This is a genomic window from Leisingera sp. SA215, from assembly GCF_055902035.1.
Genome location: NZ_JBVVXU010000018.1, coordinates 68,881 through 86,644 on the forward strand (window position 1 = coordinate 68,881; position 17,764 = coordinate 86,644).

Annotated in this window: 20 protein-coding genes and 1 pseudogene; 19 read left to right on the forward strand and 2 right to left on the reverse strand. The window is 60.4% G+C overall.

The features are described 5' to 3' along the window. Nucleotides 1-119 precede the first annotated feature (119 nt). The 13 genes from AC0KW6_RS16700 (at nt 120) to AC0KW6_RS16760 (ending at nt 9,724) form a co-directional block, all read left to right on the forward strand. Nucleotides 120-686 (forward strand): GNAT family N-acetyltransferase, encoded by a 567-nt coding sequence (locus tag AC0KW6_RS16700; protein WP_323777264.1) that lies wholly within the window; start codon nt 120-122, stop codon nt 684-686. Nucleotides 687-747: 61 nt separating this feature from the next. Further along, entirely contained in the window at nt 748-1,350 is a 603-nt protein-coding gene (locus AC0KW6_RS16705) for a GNAT family N-acetyltransferase (RefSeq protein ID WP_323777261.1), read from the forward strand. 102 nt (nt 1,351-1,452) lie between these two features. Next, complete coding sequence (locus AC0KW6_RS16710; protein WP_323777259.1) at nt 1,453-1,761, forward strand: chorismate mutase; 309 nt, start codon at nt 1,453-1,455, stop codon at nt 1,759-1,761. Between the two features lie 60 nt (nt 1,762-1,821). Then, complete coding sequence (gene rpsP, locus AC0KW6_RS16715) at nt 1,822-2,190, forward strand: 30S ribosomal protein S16 (protein WP_024088433.1); 369 nt, start codon at nt 1,822-1,824, stop codon at nt 2,188-2,190. Nucleotides 2,191-2,194: 4 nt separating this feature from the next. Continuing rightward, on the forward strand, nt 2,195-2,833 hold the full coding sequence (bluB, locus tag AC0KW6_RS16720; RefSeq protein WP_323777257.1) for a 5,6-dimethylbenzimidazole synthase: 639 nt from the start codon (nt 2,195-2,197) through the stop codon (nt 2,831-2,833). A 153-nt stretch (nt 2,834-2,986) separates the two neighbouring features. Then, the gene (gene rimM / locus AC0KW6_RS16725; RefSeq protein WP_323777255.1) at nt 2,987-3,490 is read left to right on the forward strand and encodes a ribosome maturation factor RimM; all 504 of its coding nucleotides are present in this window, start codon (nt 2,987-2,989) and stop codon (nt 3,488-3,490) included. 2 nt (nt 3,491-3,492) lie between these two features. After that, nucleotides 3,493-4,332, forward strand: a complete 840-nt coding sequence (locus tag AC0KW6_RS16730; protein WP_474035439.1) for a hypothetical protein — start codon at nt 3,493-3,495, stop codon at nt 4,330-4,332. An 84-nt stretch (nt 4,333-4,416) separates the two neighbouring features. Beyond that, nucleotides 4,417-5,223, forward strand: a complete 807-nt coding sequence (gene trmD, locus AC0KW6_RS16735; protein ID WP_323777251.1) for a tRNA (guanosine(37)-N1)-methyltransferase TrmD — start codon at nt 4,417-4,419, stop codon at nt 5,221-5,223. A 124-nt stretch (nt 5,224-5,347) separates the two neighbouring features. Then, a complete protein-coding gene (locus AC0KW6_RS16740) occupies nt 5,348-5,683 on the forward strand; it encodes a YegP family protein (protein WP_323777249.1) in 336 nt (111 codons plus the stop codon). A gap of 355 nt (nt 5,684-6,038) precedes the next feature. Beyond that, nucleotides 6,039-6,413: a 50S ribosomal protein L19 gene (gene rplS / locus AC0KW6_RS16745; RefSeq protein ID WP_323777248.1), complete on the forward strand. Its 375-nt coding sequence runs from the start codon at nt 6,039-6,041 to the stop codon at nt 6,411-6,413. 11 nt (nt 6,414-6,424) lie between these two features. Next, nucleotides 6,425-6,646, forward strand: coding sequence for a 50S ribosomal protein L31 (gene rpmE / locus AC0KW6_RS16750; protein ID WP_024088426.1), 222 nt, complete (start codon nt 6,425-6,427; stop codon nt 6,644-6,646). A gap of 112 nt (nt 6,647-6,758) precedes the next feature. Continuing rightward, complete coding sequence (locus AC0KW6_RS16755) at nt 6,759-8,804, forward strand: DEAD/DEAH box helicase (protein WP_474035440.1); 2,046 nt, start codon at nt 6,759-6,761, stop codon at nt 8,802-8,804. Between the two features lie 110 nt (nt 8,805-8,914). Then, entirely contained in the window at nt 8,915-9,724 is an 810-nt protein-coding gene (locus tag AC0KW6_RS16760) for a division plane positioning ATPase MipZ (RefSeq protein ID WP_474035441.1), read from the forward strand. An 18-nt stretch (nt 9,725-9,742) separates the two neighbouring features. Here the strand turns inward: AC0KW6_RS16760 and AC0KW6_RS16765 are convergent, their stop codons facing one another. Together AC0KW6_RS16765 and AC0KW6_RS16770 are read right to left on the reverse strand one after the other, a co-directional pair. Continuing rightward, nucleotides 9,743-10,975, reverse strand: coding sequence for an adenylate/guanylate cyclase domain-containing protein (locus tag AC0KW6_RS16765; protein ID WP_474035442.1), 1,233 nt, complete (start codon nt 10,973-10,975; stop codon nt 9,743-9,745). 51 nt (nt 10,976-11,026) lie between these two features. Next, nucleotides 11,027-11,467: a MarR family winged helix-turn-helix transcriptional regulator gene (locus AC0KW6_RS16770; RefSeq protein WP_323783530.1), complete on the reverse strand. Its 441-nt coding sequence runs from the start codon at nt 11,465-11,467 to the stop codon at nt 11,027-11,029. A gap of 73 nt (nt 11,468-11,540) precedes the next feature. Between AC0KW6_RS16770 and hmgA the strand changes: the two genes are divergently transcribed. The 6 genes and pseudogenes from hmgA (at nt 11,541) to AC0KW6_RS16800 (ending at nt 17,746) form a co-directional block, all read left to right on the forward strand. Then, nucleotides 11,541-12,896, forward strand: coding sequence for a homogentisate 1,2-dioxygenase (hmgA, locus tag AC0KW6_RS16775; protein WP_474035443.1), 1,356 nt, complete (start codon nt 11,541-11,543; stop codon nt 12,894-12,896). 108 nt (nt 12,897-13,004) lie between these two features. Continuing rightward, nucleotides 13,005-14,261: a fumarylacetoacetase gene (fahA, locus tag AC0KW6_RS16780; RefSeq protein ID WP_474035444.1), complete on the forward strand. Its 1,257-nt coding sequence runs from the start codon at nt 13,005-13,007 to the stop codon at nt 14,259-14,261. Between the two features lie 11 nt (nt 14,262-14,272). Further along, nucleotides 14,273-15,223 carry an MBL fold metallo-hydrolase gene (locus tag AC0KW6_RS16785; protein WP_323783524.1) on the forward strand — a complete coding sequence of 317 codons (951 nt, stop codon included), beginning with the start codon at nt 14,273-14,275 and terminating at the stop codon, nt 15,221-15,223. A gap of 150 nt (nt 15,224-15,373) precedes the next feature. Continuing rightward, nucleotides 15,374-16,984, forward strand: a complete 1,611-nt coding sequence (locus AC0KW6_RS16790) for an FAD-dependent oxidoreductase (RefSeq protein ID WP_474035445.1) — start codon at nt 15,374-15,376, stop codon at nt 16,982-16,984. A 5-nt stretch (nt 16,985-16,989) separates the two neighbouring features. Further along, nucleotides 16,990-17,205 carry a DUF2783 domain-containing protein gene (locus tag AC0KW6_RS16795; protein WP_323779054.1) on the forward strand — a complete coding sequence of 72 codons (216 nt, stop codon included), beginning with the start codon at nt 16,990-16,992 and terminating at the stop codon, nt 17,203-17,205. Then, a pseudogene (locus AC0KW6_RS16800) lies at nt 17,202-17,746 on the forward strand (VOC family protein). Before AC0KW6_RS16795 ends, AC0KW6_RS16800 begins: the two are co-directional and overlap by 4 nt. The last annotated feature ends 18 nt before the right edge of the window (nt 17,747-17,764 follow it).

The following is a 17,764-nucleotide window of genomic DNA, read 5'->3' on the forward strand; positions in this document are numbered from 1 at the left end:
TCCGCCCGGCACTGGCAGCGGCTTGTTTAACCGAATATTACGCAGTCTCCCCGATACTCCTTCACCGGATGGGTGAAATTCACTCCGGGCGGTCCGCCGCCCGGGTAAAGGGGTATAAAATGACTGACGTTCGAAAGCCGTTTCCGCGGCTTGCATCAAAACGGCTGATGCTGATTTCTCCGGCGGACCCGGAGTTTGACGCCAATGCGGCCTTTCTGAACCCGGGCGCACCGCGCTTTATCGACGCGTCGGAAGACCCCGACTCGCTGTGGTGGTCGATTGCAACCATCATCGGTCACTGGCACCTGCACGGCTACGGCCTGTTTGCTGTGGTCGAGCGCAGCAGCGGCTTGACCGTCGGCCTTGTAGGCCCCTGGTTCCCCAAAGGATGGCCGGAACCGGAATTATCCTGGCACCTGATGGAGCCGGGACAGGGCAAAGGCTATGCCAGCGAAGCCGCGCAATGCGTGCTCGATTGGTTGTTTGCCGAGGCTGGCTGGGACAGTATCGTATCCTACGTGCCCGAGGAAAACGGCGCTTCTATTGCGCTGGCCCAGCGCGTTGGCGCCCGGCCGGAAAAACCGGTCTCTTTCCGTCTGCAGCCCGCACCCAATATCCGCGCCTGGCGCCACACCCCGCCCGCCTGCGTGTCCGGCCCGCAAGCCGCACAGGGCATGCTTCACTGATGCGCCTTAACGGTATCATATTCTGGCTTGGCCGCGCCCCTCTGCTGAAAGGAGCGCGCTGATGCCGTTTGACATCCCGGTGATAGAAACCCGCCGGCTGGTGCTGCGCGGTCCCGAGGCGCAGGACTATCCTGACTTCAAAGCCACCTTCAGCTCCTACCGCTCGCGCTTTATGGGCGGGCCGCTGAACACCTATGAGGCCTGGATGCTCTACGCCGCCGAGATCGGCCACTGGCAGGTCCGCGGCTTTGGCATGTGGATGATCCACGACAAATCCACGGACGAGACCTATGGAATGGCCGGCGGCTGGCAGCCCGCGGGCTGGCCCGAACGCGAGATTGCATGGATCATCTGGCCCGGTGCCGCCGGCAAGGGCTATGCGCTAGAGGCCGCGCAGGCCGCACGCCGGCATTTTTATTCAGATCTGGGCTGGGAGACCGCGGTCAGCTATATCGACCCCAAGAATCTCGACTCGATCCGGCTGGCAGAACGGCTCGGCGCCACCAAGGACCATGAGGCTGCCACTATCGACGGCAATGATGCAGTTTTCCGCCATCCCGGCCCGGACACTCTGAAGGACAGCCAGATTGCGCATGGCATCGAAATGGAAATCGGCCACTACGCCGATCCGCTATTCAAGCCGGAGGGCTGGGCCCTTGACTGAACCGCGTCTGGAAACATTGTTGCTGCGCTGCGGCGGTGTACGGGGGGTGCACGCCCGCTGCTGCCCTGGCACGCGCCAGCCTGCTGCATTGCGGAGAACCCGATGACAACTGACACCCAAGATCCCACCGCCCGTGCAGCCCGGCTGCTGAAGGGCCACCGTGAAAGCATCGACCGCCTGGATGCGATCCTCGTTTATACCCTGGGCGAGCGGTTCAAGCACACCCAGGCAGTGGGGCGGCTCAAGGCTGAACACGACCTTCCCCCGTCCGATCCGACCCGCGAAGCGGCGCAGATCGCACGGCTCGAAGACCTGGCGGAGCAGGCCGATCTGGACCCTGAGTTCGCCAAGGCATTTTTGAACTTCATCATCGGTGAAGTCATTCGCCACCACAAGAAACACCAAGAATAACAATCACAACAGGAACAACCGGGGCATACCCCGGACAACGCCATCAAAGGAGATGTACCCATGGCAATGAAAATCCGTTTGGCCCGCGGCGGCTCTAAAAAGCGTCCCTTCTACCGCATCGTGGCTGCTGACAGCCGCATGCCGCGTGACGGCCGCTTCATCGAGAAGCTGGGCACCTACAACCCGCTGCTGCCGAAAGACAGCGAAGAGCGTGTGAAAATGGACATGGAACGCGTGCAGCACTGGCTGGACCAAGGCGCACAGCCGACCGACCGTATCGCACGCATGCTGGAAGCCGCAGGCGTGCGCGCCAAGACCGAGCGCAGCAACCCCAAGAAAGGCGCCCCGGGCAAAAAAGCCCAGGAGCGTGCAGAAGAGAAAGCTGCCAAGGCTGCTGAAGCCTCCGAAGCAGCTGCAGACGCGGAATAATTCCGTGGAGCTGCGGGGCGCTTTTCCCGAAGAGTTCCGCAGCCAGCTTGATCTGCTGATGCGGCTCCGGCGCGACGTGCGCCGGTTCCGCAGCGTTCCGGTGGAGGAGGCAGTGCTGATGCGCTGCCTCTCTGCCATTCCGCTGGCCCCCTCAGTGGGGCTCAGCGAACCCTGGCGCATCCTGCGCGTGGACAGCGACACTGCCCGCGCCGCCGCGCTGAGGAATTTCGAGAAGGCCAATGCCGAAGCCCTGAAAGGCTACTCCGATGATCGGGCGAGCAAATATGCGCAGCTGAAGCTCTCTGGCATGCGCGACGCACCGGTGCAGCTGGCGATCTACTGTGACGATGAAACGGCCCAGGGCCACGGGCTGGGCGCCGCCACGATGCCGGAGATGCGGCGTTATTCGGTGGTCACCGCCGTCACACTTTTCTGGCTCGCCCTACGCGCCGAAGGCTTGGGGCTGGGCTGGGTTTCGGTGCTGGATCCCGAACAGCTGAACCGCGATCTGGCGGCGCCTGCAGGCTGGCAGCTGATCGGCTATTTCTGCATCGGCTATCCTGAACGCCAGTCAGACACGCCAGAACTGCAGGAGGCCGGCTGGGAAAGCCGTATGGCAGACCTGCCGCTGCAAACCCGCTGAGCCCCGGGATGGGACGATTGATCCGGCTTGTGTTTTTTGTTGCAGTGGCCTTTACCGCTGGCATCTTTTTTGAACGCAACCACCAAAGCGAACTCTGCGAACAATCCGGCGGCCAGTGGCTGCGGGCAGGGTTCTGTGCAAAGGAATGACACCATGAGCGACCTGATCTGCGTAGGAGCAGTGGCCGGCGCCTTCGGCGTGCGCGGCGAGGTGCGGCTCAAGAGCTTTTGCGCCATCCCCGAGGAAATTGTCGACTATTCGCCGCTTACCAACGAGGACGGCAGCCAGAGCTATACGCTGACCCTGACCCGTCCGGTCAAGAATGGCTTTGCCGCCCTAATGAGCGGAATTGAAACCAAGGAACAGGCGGACGCCGTCCAAGGCCTGCGCTTGTTCGCCCGCCGTGACCAGCTGCCCAGTCTGCCGGATGACGAATATTATCATGCCGACCTGATTGGGCTGGAGGTCTATGACACCGGCGGCACTCTGCTTGGCACGGTGAAATCAGTGCAGAACCATGGTGCGGCGGACCTGCTGGAGATTCATGGTCCGGGGCTGAAGTCCACGGTACTTCTGCCTTTTACCATGGCCGCGGTGCCGACAGTAGATCTTGAAAAAGGCCGCATCGTCGCCGACCCGCCGGACGGGGTGTTCTGAACGTGGCACCGGATGAATTGGCAGAAGGGCGCCCGCAACGTCTGCGCTTAATTCTCCACGCCGGGTTTCACAAAACCGGAACCACAACCGTCCAGCGCTGCTTGCAAGACAACCAGCCGCTGCTTTCGCCGCATCTGCGCATCTTCCTTCGCAACGATATGCTTGCACTATGCGAGGCTGCGCGGCGCTGGTCGGCCACCCGGAATCCAGTTGATTTCGCGCTGTTTCAGTTCGAATGCGCAGTCTTGCTGGAAGCGCTTGATGCAGATGACCCCCGGCCGGTTCTTCTTGCCTCGGAAGACTTATCCGGCCACATGCCCGGGCGGCATGGCCTGAAAGATTACGGAGCCGCGCCTCTGCTGATGAAATGCATTCAGGACACGGTTCTGGAGCTTCAGCCGGCCGCCAGCATATGCATTTTCTATATGACCCGGTCCGCGCCCGAATGGCTGCAAAGCTGCCATGTGCAGCATTTGCGGGCCAGCCCGCTGACATTGGACGCAGAGGAGTACGTCAGACAGTATGCCGCTTCGGCGGACCTGCAAGCGATAGTTTCCGGAACAGCCCAACTGTCAGCCAGTGCCAAGATCAGCTCTGCACCGCTTGAGGCCGCTTCTGCCCACCGGCTCGGCCCGATTTCCGCACTGCTGCCGCACCTTGGCCTGCCAGCTGCAGCCATTGAAGCAATGAAACCTGTCCCGCCCGCCAACACCCGACCGGAGCCAGAAATTCTTGAAGAGCTGCTTGCGCTCAATCGCTCGGGGCAACCGTACAGCCAGATCCGCATTAAAAAACAAGCCGCTCTTCGCAGATCCCGCGTTTCAAAGCGGCCCCCCGTATAAACTTTGGCCCCCACTAATCCCTTTGTATCTGATGCCAGCCCTCGTATAGGTCAGCATAGCCCTCCATCTTCCGCCCGAGAAAACATGACCGACACCCCCTCCCGCTCCCACGGCCGCAAGGCCATCCGCCCCACTCTGAAACCGCGAGAGCTGATGACGCCGACACCGGACCTGGCAGGCGTGTGGAAAGCCAAGATCATCACCCTGTTCCCCTCCGCCTTTCCCGGCGTTCTGGGCGAAAGCCTGACCGGAAGAGCGCTGCAGGAAGGGTTATGGCAGCTGGAGACAACAGACTTGCGGGAATTCGGCGTGGGCAAGCACCGCAACGTCGATGACACGCCTGCAGGCGGCGGCGCCGGCATGGTGCTGCGCGCCGATGTGCTGGGCGCGGCGATTGAACACACGATGGCAGGCACCCGCGGCAACTGGCCTTTGGTCTACCTGTCTCCGCGCGGGCGCCGGATGGACCAGCAGATGATGCAGAACTTTGCACAATGCGATGGCATAACCCTGTTGTGCGGCAGGTTTGAAGGAGTCGATGAACGAGTGCTGGAGCATTATGGCATCCAGGAAGTCTCCTTGGGCGATTTCGTGATGACCGGCGGCGAGCTGGCCGCGCAGGCGCTGGTCGATGCCACCGTCCGGCTCATTCCAGGGGTGCTTGGCAACCAGGCTTCTACCGAGGAAGAAAGCTTCTCCTCCGGATTGCTGGAACATCCGCAATATACCCGCCCTGCCGAGTGGAACGGCCGCGCAATCCCGGACGTGCTAATGTCAGGCCACCACGGTAAGATCTCGGAATGGAGACACAGGATGAGCGAAGACATCACCAAGGCCCGCCGTCCTGACCTGTGGGAAGCTCACAGCCGGAAGACAGGCAGCAAGCGCTGATTGGCTGTTTGACCAACATCCCTCTTCCGGGCGAGCAGAAGCGCAAGTTGCCTCCAAACATTGCCGGATGACCCGAGCCGTGCTTTAGTCCCCTCATATTCATCAGGAATTAGGAGAGAGCAGGATGGCTGGGAAATTCGAACTTTATACCGATAATGCAAGCGAATTCCGCTTCCGTCTGAAAGCAGGCAACGGCGAAAATATTCTGGCCAGCGAAGGCTACAAGCAGAAAGCCAGTGCCGAAAACGGCATCGAATCGGTTAAAAAGAACGCTGGAGAGGATGCGCGCTATGAGCGCAAAGAAACTGCCGCCGGCAAGCATATGTTCAACCTGAAAGCCACCAATGGCCAGGTGATTGGCACCTCTCAGAGCTACAGCAGCGCATCGGGTCGCGATAATGGTATTGAGGCGGTGAAGAAAAACGCGCCGACAGCTGTGGTCGAAGACCAGACTGGGTGAGGGCCTGAGAGCCGGAAAAGGCCGGGGCAGAACCCCCAAATCCTTACAGACAGGAAACTGCATGGGTTTTCAGATAACTCTTGCAGACCACTCAGCTAGGCACTTGTTTTGCTGGGCTAGCGGACGTATATAGCGCCGGTCTGGATTCGCAATCGCGGCTCCGGACCGCTGGCTGTTGGATCGTTTACCTGAACTCCTTCTTCGGTTTTCGCCTGGGATCTGCCTGCCAGAAGTAAGAAACAGACTGCGTGATCTCTGGCGGGCTGCCTGTGGCGGGACCCGATGAAGACCAAGAGCTCTCATGACGGCACAAACCTCTGCGGAAAGAACCGCAGGCCAATTTAGGAGAGTTGCGATGAACTTGATCGCACAGCTGGAGGCGGAACAAATCGCCGCCCTGGGGAAAGAAATCCCTGATTTCAAAGCCGGCGACACCATCCGTGTCGGCTTTAAGGTGACCGAAGGCTCGCGTTCGCGCGTGCAGATGTACGAAGGTGTTTGCATCAGCCGTAAAAACGGTTCGGGCATTGCCGGTTCGTTCACCGTCCGCAAAATTTCGTTCGGCGAAGGCGTGGAGCGTGTGTTCCCGCTGTATTCGACCAACATCGACAGCATCACCGTTGTGCGCCGCGGCCGCGTGCGCCGCGCCAAGCTGTACTACCTGCGCGCCCGCCGCGGCAAGTCGGCCCGTATCGCAGAAGATGCACACTACAAGCCCAAGAAAGCCTGAGGAGCGGTATCATGAAAAAAGACACTCATCCCGAATACCACTTCATCGACGTCAAAATGACCGACGGCACCATCCTCAAGATGCGCTCCACCTGGGGCAGCGAAGGGGATCAGCTGGCGCTGGACATCGACCCGACGGTGCACCCGGCCTGGACTGGCGGCACCTCGCGTCTGATGGATGCAGGCGGCCGTGTTTCGAAATTCAAGAAGAAATACGAAGGCCTGGGCTTCTAAGCCGTCCGCCGTATTTTGCCAAACTCCCGAAGGCTGCCCCGGACGGGCAGCCTTCTTTCATTTCTCCTGACGCTGAGGCCGGATGCGCCTCGCGGGAAAGACAGCCCCCCTCGTGAAACAAGCCCTGGCCAACGCACTGCAAGAGCGCGGATATGAAACCCTGACCCAAGTGCAGGAGGCTGTGACCCAGCCGGAGCTTGAAGAGCGCGACCTGCTGGTTTCCGCGCAAACCGGATCAGGCAAGACAGTCGGCTTCGGACTTGCGCTTGCGCCAACCCTGCTGGGTGAAGCCGAAGCGTTCGACGAGGCCGCGGCTCCGTTGGCGCTGGTGATCGCACCAACCCGCGAGCTGGCGCTGCAGGTGAAGCACGAGCTGAGCTGGCTTTACCGTGGCGCTGGTGCGGTGATTGCATCCTGCGTTGGCGGCATGGACATGCGGGACGAACGCCGCACCCTGGCCCGCGGCGCGCATATCGTGGCCGCGACACCGGGGCGGCTGCGCGACCACATCATGCGCGGTTCCATCGACCTCAGCAACCTGCGCGCTGTGGTGCTGGACGAGGCCGACGAAATGCTCGACCTGGGTTTCCGCGAGGATCTGGAGTTTATCCTGGGCGAAGCGCCCGAAGACCGCCGGACACTGCTGTTCTCGGCCACTGTTCCGGCGGGCATTGCCAGCCTCGCCGAAACTTTCCAACGCGATGCGATGCGGATCAAGACCGCAGGCGAAACCAAACAGCACAGCGATATCGAATACAGGCTGATGAGCGTGGCGCAACAGGATGCGGAAAACGCCATCATCAACGTGCTGCGCTACTACGAGGCCCCTAGCTCCATCGTCTTTGCCAATACCCGCGCAGCTGTGAACCGGCTGGCGGCACGGCTGACCAATCGCGGCCTGCCGGTGGTGACACTGTCGGGCGAACTCTCCCAAGCTGAACGCAGTCAAGCGCTGCAAGCGATGCGCGACGGGCGGGCCCGGGTCTGCGTGGCCACCGATGTTGCTGCCCGCGGCATCGACCTGCCGGGGTTGGAGCTGGTGGTGCACGCCGAGCTGCCTTCGAACCACGAAACCCTGCTGCACCGTTCCGGCCGGACCGGCCGCGCGGGCCGCAAAGGCGTCAGCGCACTGATCGCACCGCCCAAGGCCCGCAGCAAAGCGCTGCGGCTGCTGAAATGGGCCAAGCTGACGGCAGAGCATTGCGAAGCGCCCTCGGCTGATGACATCCTGGCACGGGATGAGGAGCGCATGCTGGCGGATCCGGTCTGGCAGGAAGCGGTTTCCGAGCAAGAGCAGGCAGGGGTTCAAACTCTGCTGGAGCATTTCTCCGCCGAGCAGATCGCCGCCACTTACCTGCGCCTGTTCCGCAGCCGCCATTCGGCACCTGAAGACCTGCGCCCGGCCGGTGCGGAGGAACCGCGCAAAGAACGTAAGGAGCGCAAGCCCTTCGGGCCGTCGGTGTGGTTCTCGCTTTCGGGCGGGCGGGCTGCCGGTGCGGACCCGCGCAAGGTGCTGCCGATGCTCTGCAAGGCCGGCAACATCGACCGCGACTCCATCGGTGCGATCCGGGTGCAAGACAATGAGACCTTTGCCGAAATCAGCAAGGCCGCGATTGACGGTTTTCTGAAAGCACTGGATGGCAAGGCAGAACTGGAGCCGGGCGCCGTGCTGAGCCAGCTTTCCGAGGCTCCCGATCTGGGCCCGGCCCCGCGCCGCGGCCCCGGTGGACCGAAGGGTGGCTTCAAAGGTGACCGGGATTCCAAACCGCACCGTGGTAAACCGGATAGTCCGAAACCCTATCGCGGCAAATCCGAAGACAGCCGCCCGCCGCGCAAGGACTGGCAGGAAAAGCGCTCTGCTGACAAAGCGCCTTTCGAACGCGAACCGCGCCGCAGCCGCGCGCCGGAAAGCAGCCCCAAGCCTGACCCGGCTGTTGTAGCCAAGCCGCGCGGCGCCTCCGATCCTTCCAAGCGGATGACCAAGCCCGGCGCGCCTGCAGCAAAACCCTACCACGCCAAAGGCCCCAAACCGCCGGCCGGCAAGCCCAACAGCAAGAAAAACAAGGCGCGTGCCGCTGATGCCAAGCCGGGCAAACTTCGCAAAGGTGGAGATGCCCGCCCGAACCGCAAGCCGGCGGGACCCTCAAAACACAGGTGATACTCTAAGTTTACCAGCCTGCGCAGACCGCTTTTCTTGACCGAATCCAGAGCCTATACAGAAGCGCAAAGATAAAAACGTGCCAAAGGCACGAGCGAAGGGATCTGTACATGGCGCATATTATTGTCGTCGGCAACGAGAAGGGCGGCGCGGGAAAATCCACTGTTTCCATGCATGTTGCAACCACCTTGGCCCGGCTTGGGCACAAGGTGGCTGCGCTGGACCTGGACTTGCGGCAGCGTTCGATGGGGCGTTACCTGGAGAACCGCAAGGATTTCTGCACCAAGGCAGGACTGGAGCTGCCGATGGTGGAAATGCACGAGCTGCCGGAGATTGATCCCGACAGCCTGCAACCGGGCGAAAACATCTATGACCATCGCCTGTCGGCCGCTGTCTCGGCGTTGGAGCCGGGCCATGATTTCATCCTGATCGACTGCCCCGGCTCGCACACGCGTCTCAGCCAGGTGGCCCATTCACTGGCCGATACGCTCATCACCCCGCTCAATGACAGTTTTGTCGATTTCGATCTGCTGGCGCATGTAGACCAGAAGGGGGAAGCGATCACCGGACCGTCCGTCTACTCGGAAATGGTGTGGAACGCCCGCCAGCTGCGCGCGCAGGCCGGGCTGAAGCCGATTGACTGGATCGTGATCCGCAACCGGGTCGGCACTCAGCGCATGGTCAACAAGGAAAAGATGGAACGCGCCATCAATATGCTGTCCAAGCGGATCGGCTTCCGGGTCGCACCGGGCTTTTCCGAGAGGGTCATCTTTCGCGAACTGTTTCCCCGAGGGCTGACCCTGCTGGACCTCAAGGACATTGGTGTCAAGCAATTGAATATTTCCAACATTGCCGCCCGGCAGGAGCTGCGCGACATGATGAAGGAAGTGAACCTGCCGGGAGTCGAAATCAGTATCTGATCCTGTTCCGGCTGTAGTTCAGCGATCGCAGCCGCATTTACCGCGGTGTATGGTGTAAAGCTCAATCGGTTCAGCCACTCCGCGCAGCATGTAGCGGCCCAGCGACACCAAATCATGATTGGTGCCCTCAGCCGCTTTCCGTACGTCTTCGGACATGATGATGCTTTGCCCGACTGAACGGTGCATCCCGGCAATCCGGGCGGTCTGGTTCACCGCTTGCCCGATTACGGTGAAATCCAGCCGGTTTTCCGCACCGATGTTGCCATAAAGAATGGTTCCCGCGTGCAGCGCCAGGGTAAAGCCAGCTGTGGGGAGGCCCTGTTCCTCGCGCATCGAATTAAACGCCCGGACCTTGCCACAGAGTTCATTCGCAGCGGCAAGAGCGGCATGGGCGTCCTCCTCAATGCTGCCCAGATTGAACATAGTCAGCATTCCGTCGCCCATAAACTTGAGGATATTGCCGCCATGCGCCTGGATGGATTCCACCGCAAGGCCGAAATAGCCATTCAGCATCTCGATCAGGTCAGTGCCGGGCAGCCGCTCTGCAAGCTGGGTGAAACCTTTGAGGTCAAACAAGCAGATAACCGCATCAATCTGCTGCGAAGAACCACGCTGGATTTCGCCCGACAGCACCCGGCGGCCTGCATCACGGCCCAGATAGACCTGAAGAAGGTCACTGGCCATCTGCCTGTTCGACGAGGATTTCAACGCCAGCCCCAGATGCGGCAGAGTGGTGCGGAGCAGATCCAGCTCGCGGTTGCTGAACCCGCCGGGCCGGTCCGTGGACCAGGAAATCAGCATCCCTTCGCTGGGATGACGCGGATCGTTCGGCCCGGCATCCGGCGGCGCAAACCGCACACCCTTTGCAAAGTAATCAGTCGCCCCGCGTTCCCGCAGCTCAGGCAGTAACGGAAATTCCTCTGGGGCGCTGTCCTCGATCCTTTCGCGGAATTCTTCCAGATTATGTTCCAGAATGTGAAAGAACGGGCTGCGCAGCCATTCTTCGCGCGGGGATTCGCGATATTCATAGTGCTCGTAGCTGATGCCATCCGCGCGGGTCCAGTTGAAGCCCAGCCCGCCGAATTTCGGGTGGAAGGCACGCTGCGCCAGATGGAACCGCCATAAGGGCACCCCGGCATCGGCCAGACGCTGACAATATCCTTGCAGCAAGTCCTGCTGATGCGCGCCCTGCAGCCCCTGCTCCATCAGCCAGGCAATCAGCGCTCCGGAATTGACATCGATCTGTATCATGTTTTCACCTTCAATACCGCGGCTCTATTTGGGTATTCCGGCCGCTGATGTCTATGGGGCGATCCCTGCTAAATTGCGCAGCATATACCGCAAAATTGCAACCTCACCGGTGGTGAACCTGGCGCAGATGCTGGTGTCGAACTGCAATGCATATTCCCGCAGATCCATATAGGCAGCCTCCCCCGCCGCCGTGAGCGCCAGATGTTCCGAACGGCGATCGTTATCATCACGAGAGCGGGCCACAAACCGTTTCTCCGACAGCTTGGCCACAGCACGGCTGATTTTGGTCTTGTGGATCTTCGCCCGGTTGCCGATTTCCTTGGCCGTCATCTGCCCGTAGTTGCCCAAGTGGAACAGCACCCTCCATTCCGTTCGCAACATTCCATAGCGGTTCTTGTAGTGTTTTTGGAACCCCAGCGAACTTTCCTCAGCCGCGCGGTTCAGCAGATACGGCAAGAAATCCTGCAAAGCGAAATCATCTTTTTCGTTCATTTTTTACTCCCCTTCCCCTTGTTAGTTACAAAAACAACTAATATTCCGCAAGCAGCAAGAGGAGAAACGCGCGATGAATCTACCCGCCGATCCCCATGAAATGATCCAGGCCCCCTCGTTTGCCGGGCCGAACGAGGGCTATATGCCCGGCTTTGCCAATGACTTTGAAACCGAAGCGCTTCCCGGTGCGCTGCCGCAGGGCATGAACAGCCCGCAAAAGTGCAACTATGGCCTATATGGCGAGCAGCTGAGCGGTACCGCGTTTACCGCCGACCCGCCGGAACGGACATGGTGCTATCGCATACGGCCCTCGGTGAAGCATTCGCACCGCTATCAGAAGATTGAACTGCCGTACTGGAAGTCGGCACCCTGCATCGATCCGGATGTGATTTCTCTGGGCCAGTACCGCTGGGATCCAGTACCGCATTCTGAGGAAGGCCTGACCTGGCTCACCGGCATGCGCACCATGACCACCGCAGGCGACGTGAACACACAGACAGGCATGGCCAGCCACATCTATCTGATCACCGAAACGATGGTGGACAGCTATTTCTTCTCGGCCGATTCCGAGCTGCTGGTGGTGCCGCAGGAAGGCCGCCTGCGCTTTGCGACTGAGCTGGGCATCATCGACCTGGAACCGCAGGAGATTGCCATTATCCCGCGCGGGCTGGTTTACCGGGTGGAGGTACTGGAAGGGCCGTGCCGCGGTTTTGTTTGCGAAAACTATGGCCAGAAGTTCGAGCTGCCAGGCCGCGGGCCGATTGGCGCTAACTGTCTGGCCAACCCGCGCGATTTCAAGGCACCGGTGGCGGCATTCGAGGACCGCGAAGTGCCGTCCACCGTGACCATCAAATGGTGCGGCCAGTTCCATGAAACCAAAATCGGCCATTCGCCGCTTGACGTGGTTGCCTGGCACGGCAATTACGCGCCTTTCAAATACGACCTGCGCACCTATTGCCCGGTTGGCGCGATCCTGTTCGACCATCCGGACCCGTCGATCTTTACCGTGCTGACCGCGCCGTCCGGCGTTCCGGGCACCGCGAATATTGATTTCGTATTGTTCCGCGACCGCTGGATGGTGGCCGAAAACACCTTCCGGCCGCCGTGGTATCACAAGAACATCATGTCGGAGCTGATGGGCAATATCTACGGGCAGTACGATGCCAAGCCGCAAGGTTTTGTGCCTGGCGGCATGTCGCTCCACAACATGATGCTCCCCCACGGACCGGACAAAAACGCGTTCGAAGGCGCATCAAATTCCAATCTGGGGCCCGAGAAGCTGGAGAACACCATGTCTTTCATGTTCGAAACCCGCTTCCCGCAGCATCTGACTGCATTTGCAGCTAAGGACGCGCCGCTGCAGGATGACTATATCGACTGCTGGAGTGACATCGAGAAGAAGTTCGACGGCACCCCCGGCCTGAAATGAAAATGGTGAGGGGGCGCTGCCCCCTCTGGGCCTGACCGGCCCATTCACCCCCGGAGTATTTCCGGAAAAGATGAAAAGGATCCCTCGGATCCGGAAACTGGAGACACGATGCCTCTGCTGAAATCCTGGGTGGCCTCGGCCAATGATGCGAACCACCCGTTCCCGCTGAACAACCTGCCTTATGGCGTGTTTTCCGTTGATGGCGATGATCCGCGCTGCGGCGTGGCCATCGGCGATATGATCCTGGACATGCAGGCCGCCGAAGAAGCCGGCCTGGTCCAGCTGAGCGATGCGCCGCTGTTCGATGTGCCCTATTGGAATGACCTGATGGAGGAAGGCCCGGCTGTCTGGGCCGCTCTGCGCGCCCGTCTGACTGCGCTGCTGTCCGAAGGTGCTGCCGGGCAGGACATGGTGGAACCGCTGCTGGTTCCCGCCGTGGATGCGGAATTGCACATGCCCTTTGCGGTCAGCGAATACACCGACTTCTATGCCGGCAAGAACCACGCCTTCAACGTCGGCACCATGTTCCGCGGGCCGGAAAACGCGCTGCCGCCGAACTGGCTGCATATCCCGATCGGCTATAACGGGCGGGCGTCTTCCGTGGTGGTGTCGGGCACCGATGTGCGCCGCCCCTGGGGGCAGCTGAAAGGCCCGAACGATGACAAGCCGCGATGGGCGCCCTGCGCGCGTTTTGACATCGAACTGGAGATGGGCGCAATTGTCGGCACGCCGTCGGAAGGCCCGATCTCCGTGCAGGAGGCAGACGACCATATCTTTGGCTATGTGCTGCTGAATGACTGGTCGGCGCGCGACATCCAGGCCTGGGAATACCAGCCGCTAGGGCCGTTCCAGGCCAAGGCCACTGCCAACTCGATCAGCCCCTGGATTGTGACCAAACCGGCGCTGGAACCCTTCCGCTGCGACACGCCGGAACGCGAGGTGGAACTACTGGACCATCTGAAGGACTGCGGGCCCATGCTCTATGACATTGATCTGGAAGTCACCATGGCGCCGGAGGGCAAGAGCGCGACCACTATCGCGCGGACCAATTACAAGGAAATGTATTACTCAGCCGCGCAGCAGCTGGCGCATCACTCGACCTCGGGCTGCCCGATGAATGCTGGCGACCTTTTGGGCTCCGGCACCATTTCCGGTGCGACGAAGGAAAGCCGCGGTTCGTTGCTGGAACTCAGCTGGGGCGGCAAGGAGCCTATTACGCTGGAGACGGGTGAAGAGCGTTCCTTCATCGCTGATGGCGACACGCTGACGCTGAAGGGCGTTGCAAAGGGCGACGGATACACCATCGGATTTGGCGACTGCAAAGGCACTGTTCTGCCTGCGCTTGAAGATCCCTACGCACGATAAGGAATACCATCATGGCTAAGGCTTTTGCGTCCCAAGGGGACATGACTGAAAAGAAGATCACCTTTGATGAGATCGGGGAAGGGCTTTATGCCTTCACTGCAGAGGGTGACCCGAACTCTGGCGTGATCATTGGCGATGACAGCGTGATGATCATCGAAGCACAGGCCACGCCACGGCTGGCCAACAAGGTGATTGAATGCGTGCGCTCAGTGACTGACAAGCCGATCACTCATGTTGTGCTGACCCATTATCACGCCGTACGGGTGCTGGGTGCCTCCGCCTTTGGCGCGCAGCAGGTTATCATGGGCGATGCAGCCCGCGCGATGGTTGTGGAGCGCGGCCAAGAGGACTGGGACAGCGAGTTTCAGCGTTTCCCGCGTCTGTTTGAAGGCCACGAAAGCATTCCGGGCCTGACCTGGCCTACCACGACTTTTTCAGAAGATATGACGGTCTATCTCGGCAACCGCCGGGTCGATCTGATGCATCTGGGCCGTGCCCATACCGCCGGAGACATCGTGATCCATGTGCCGGACCAGAACGTGATGTTCACCGGCGACATTGTCGAATACCACTCTGCCTGCTACTGCGGCGACGGCCATTTCGGCGACTGGGGCAATACGCTCGACAACATCAAGGCGTTCGACGTGGACGCCATCGCACCGGGCCGCGGTGATGCACTAGTGGGCAAGGAGATGGTCAACGCCGCCATCGAGAGCACCCGCGACTTCGTTGACAGCACCTACCGTCCCGCCGCCAAGGTTGCCGCCCGCAACGGCACATTGAAAGAGGCATGGGATGCAGTGCGCGCCGAGTGCGATCCGAAGTTCGCCGACTACGCGATCTACGAGCATTGCCTGCCCTTCAACGTCGCCCGCGCTTATGACGAGGCCCGCGGCATCGAAACCCCGCGGATCTGGACCGCTCAGCGTGATCTGGAAATGTGGGAGGCCCTTCAAGGCTAACGTTCGGCCGGCATTGCAACCGGGGCGGTTTGATCCAGATCGTATCGCCCCGGCGGAACCTGTGAGACGCTAGACCATCCTCCCGGCGGCCCCATGCCGGGAGACGGTTGAGCTGTGCCGGACGGCACCTGGAATTTGGGAGGAGACCAGATGAACAAGATCTTTGAAGTCCCTTTGTACCCCTACGAGCGTCATCCAGATGAGGACGCCGCAACACCAGTACGCCGCAAGGTAGTGGTGATCGGCGCTGGCCCCATCGGGCTGGCTGCCGCCATCGACTTGGCGCAGCAGGGCACCGAAGTGGTGGTGCTTGATGACAACGACAAGGTGAGCTTTGGATCCCGCGCGATCTGCTTTGCCAAGCGGCCCCTGGAAATCCTCGACCGGCTGGGATGCGGCCAGCCGATGGTGGACAAAGGCGTGCAGTGGAACGTCGGAAAAGTATTCTTTGACGACCGTCAGGTCTATGACTTCAACCTGCTGCCGGAAGAAGGCCACAAGCGCCCCGCCTTTATCAATCTGCAGCAATATTACTTTGAAGAACACCTTGTTAACCGGGTCCGGGAGCTGCAGGAGCAGGGCGCCAAGATTGAAATCCGCGGCCGCAACAAAGTTTCGGCCATCGGCACGCATCCCGACCATGTGACATTGGAAATCGACACGCCCGAAGGCTCTTATAATCTGGAAGCTGAGTGGCTGATCGCCTGTGATGGCGCAGGTTCCCCTACCCGCCGGATGCTGGGACTGGATTTTGTCGGCCGGGTGTTTGAAGACAACTTCCTGATTGCCGATGTCATCATGGACGCGGATTTCCCGACCGAACGCTGGTTCTGGTTCGACCCGCCCTTCAACAAGGGGCAGTCGGCACTTCTGCACAAGCAGCCGGATGGGGTCTGGCGCATTGACCTGCAGCTGGGCTGGGATATCGACAAAGAGCGGGAGAAGCGCCCGGAAAACGTGATCCCGCGTCTAAAAGCGATGCTGGGAGAGGATGTGAAGTTCGAGCTGGAATGGGTCTCGATCTACACTTTCCAATGCCGCCGGATGGAAAAGTTCCGCCACGGGAGGGTGCTGTTTGCCGGCGATGCTGCGCATCAGGTTTCGCCCTTTGGTGCACGCGGCGCCAACTCCGGCGTTCAGGACACCGACAACCTGTGTTGGAAGCTGCAACTGGTGATGGACGGCACCGCCCCGGAAAGCCTTCTGGACAGCTATGACGCTGAGCGGGTCCACGGCGCGGACGAAAACATTTTGAACTCCTCGCGCTCCACCGATTTTATCACCCCCAAGTCGGAGATGAGCCGGGTGCTGCGCGATGCTGTGCTGGATCTGTCAGAACAGTATGAATTCGCCCGGCCGCTGGTGAATTCGGGCCGTCTGTCGGAACCTTGCACCTATGATGGGTCGCCGTTGAATTCAGCCGATGCCTTAGACGGGCCTGAACGGACCCGGCCTGGCTCTCCTTGCCCGGACGCACCGCTGAGCGACGGTTTCCTGCTGGACAGGCTGGGGGACAAATTCGTTCTGCTGACTATCGATGCTGACGCCCCGGATGCAATTGAGGAGTCCGGCATCAGGGTTCCCCGTCTTGCGCTCTCCATCAAGGACGACAAGTCGCTGGCGCTGAAGGAACGGTATTTGGGCAAGCATGAAAGCGGCGTTTATCTGATCCGCCCGGATCAGCATGTCGCCGCCCGCCGTCCCGGCTTTGACGAAAACCAGTTCCGGCACGCGATCCGCCGGGCCATCGGTAAGGAGTGATCCATATGACCGACGAACAGCTGATCCTGACCGCCAACACCGAGCGCGCCGACGACTTCTATGCAGATCTCCTGGCGGCGCATGAGGGTCTCAGCAAAATCGAAAGCGATGCACTGAATGCACGCCTGGTGCTGATACTGGCCAACCACATAGGCAAACGCTCGGTTCTGAAACAGGCGCTGGCAGCTGCCGCGCGGAATCCCCGGGAGGATTCCGCTTGAAAAGAGAGCAGATCCCTCACGTTGCCTACCGAAGCAAAGACACCAATCAGACGGTAGAATGCCTCAACGAAATGCTGAAAAAAGGACTTTGTCCTGGGCATTGCCGAGGACCAGTTTCCATCCGCCCACGAGCCGGCCCCTTGCATGCTTATCTTCATGAACGCAGGGAATGGCAACATGCTGGCTTTTCCTTGAGCCGGCGGCCAAGCTGGAAATGGTCCATGCCCGCAAAACGCCGGTCTGGGTCCAGAACATCGCCTTTGAGGTAAAGGACCGTGACACGCTGATCCAGTTCAAAGGGCATCTTGAGGCCAAGGGCGTCGAGGTGCTGGGGGTCACTGATCACTCTAACTTCCATTCGATCTATTTCTTCGATCCGAATGGCCACCGGATGGAACTGGCCTGCCCCGGCCTGCAGGAAGAGGCGCTGCCGCAAAAGCCCGGTTCGGTGAAGTGGGAAATGCTGAATGAATGGTCAGAGACCGATAAAGCCCCGAAACATGCCGATTGGCTGTACTTTAAGAAACTGAACAAGGCCTAAGCTTTTTAATAGGGGAGA

What these genes read in the sequence shown, in the direction of transcription:
- AC0KW6_RS16700 (WP_323777264.1), top strand. Translation starts at nt 120, where the DNA reads ATGACTGACGTTCGAAAGCCGTTTCCGCGGCTTGCATCAAAACGGCTG.
- AC0KW6_RS16705 (WP_323777261.1), top strand. Translation starts at nt 748, where the DNA reads ATGCCGTTTGACATCCCGGTGATAGAAACCCGCCGGCTGGTGCTGCGC.
- AC0KW6_RS16710 (WP_323777259.1), top strand. Translation starts at nt 1,453, where the DNA reads ATGACAACTGACACCCAAGATCCCACCGCCCGTGCAGCCCGGCTGCTG.
- rpsP (WP_024088433.1), top strand. Translation starts at nt 1,822, where the DNA reads ATGGCAATGAAAATCCGTTTGGCCCGCGGCGGCTCTAAAAAGCGTCCC.
- rimM (WP_323777255.1), top strand. Translation starts at nt 2,987, where the DNA reads ATGAGCGACCTGATCTGCGTAGGAGCAGTGGCCGGCGCCTTCGGCGTG.
- trmD (WP_323777251.1), top strand. Translation starts at nt 4,417, where the DNA reads ATGACCGACACCCCCTCCCGCTCCCACGGCCGCAAGGCCATCCGCCCC.
- AC0KW6_RS16740 (WP_323777249.1), top strand. Translation starts at nt 5,348, where the DNA reads ATGGCTGGGAAATTCGAACTTTATACCGATAATGCAAGCGAATTCCGC.
- rplS (WP_323777248.1), top strand. Translation starts at nt 6,039, where the DNA reads ATGAACTTGATCGCACAGCTGGAGGCGGAACAAATCGCCGCCCTGGGG.
- rpmE (WP_024088426.1), top strand. Translation starts at nt 6,425, where the DNA reads ATGAAAAAAGACACTCATCCCGAATACCACTTCATCGACGTCAAAATG.
- AC0KW6_RS16760 (WP_474035441.1), top strand. Translation starts at nt 8,915, where the DNA reads ATGGCGCATATTATTGTCGTCGGCAACGAGAAGGGCGGCGCGGGAAAA.
- AC0KW6_RS16765 (WP_474035442.1), bottom strand. Translation starts at nt 10,975, where the DNA reads ATGATACAGATCGATGTCAATTCCGGAGCGCTGATTGCCTGGCTGATG.
- AC0KW6_RS16770 (WP_323783530.1), bottom strand. Translation starts at nt 11,467, where the DNA reads ATGAACGAAAAAGATGATTTCGCTTTGCAGGATTTCTTGCCGTATCTG.
- hmgA (WP_474035443.1), top strand. Translation starts at nt 11,541, where the DNA reads ATGAATCTACCCGCCGATCCCCATGAAATGATCCAGGCCCCCTCGTTT.
- fahA (WP_474035444.1), top strand. Translation starts at nt 13,005, where the DNA reads ATGCCTCTGCTGAAATCCTGGGTGGCCTCGGCCAATGATGCGAACCAC.
- AC0KW6_RS16785 (WP_323783524.1), top strand. Translation starts at nt 14,273, where the DNA reads ATGGCTAAGGCTTTTGCGTCCCAAGGGGACATGACTGAAAAGAAGATC.
- AC0KW6_RS16790 (WP_474035445.1), top strand. Translation starts at nt 15,374, where the DNA reads ATGAACAAGATCTTTGAAGTCCCTTTGTACCCCTACGAGCGTCATCCA.
- AC0KW6_RS16795 (WP_323779054.1), top strand. Translation starts at nt 16,990, where the DNA reads ATGACCGACGAACAGCTGATCCTGACCGCCAACACCGAGCGCGCCGAC.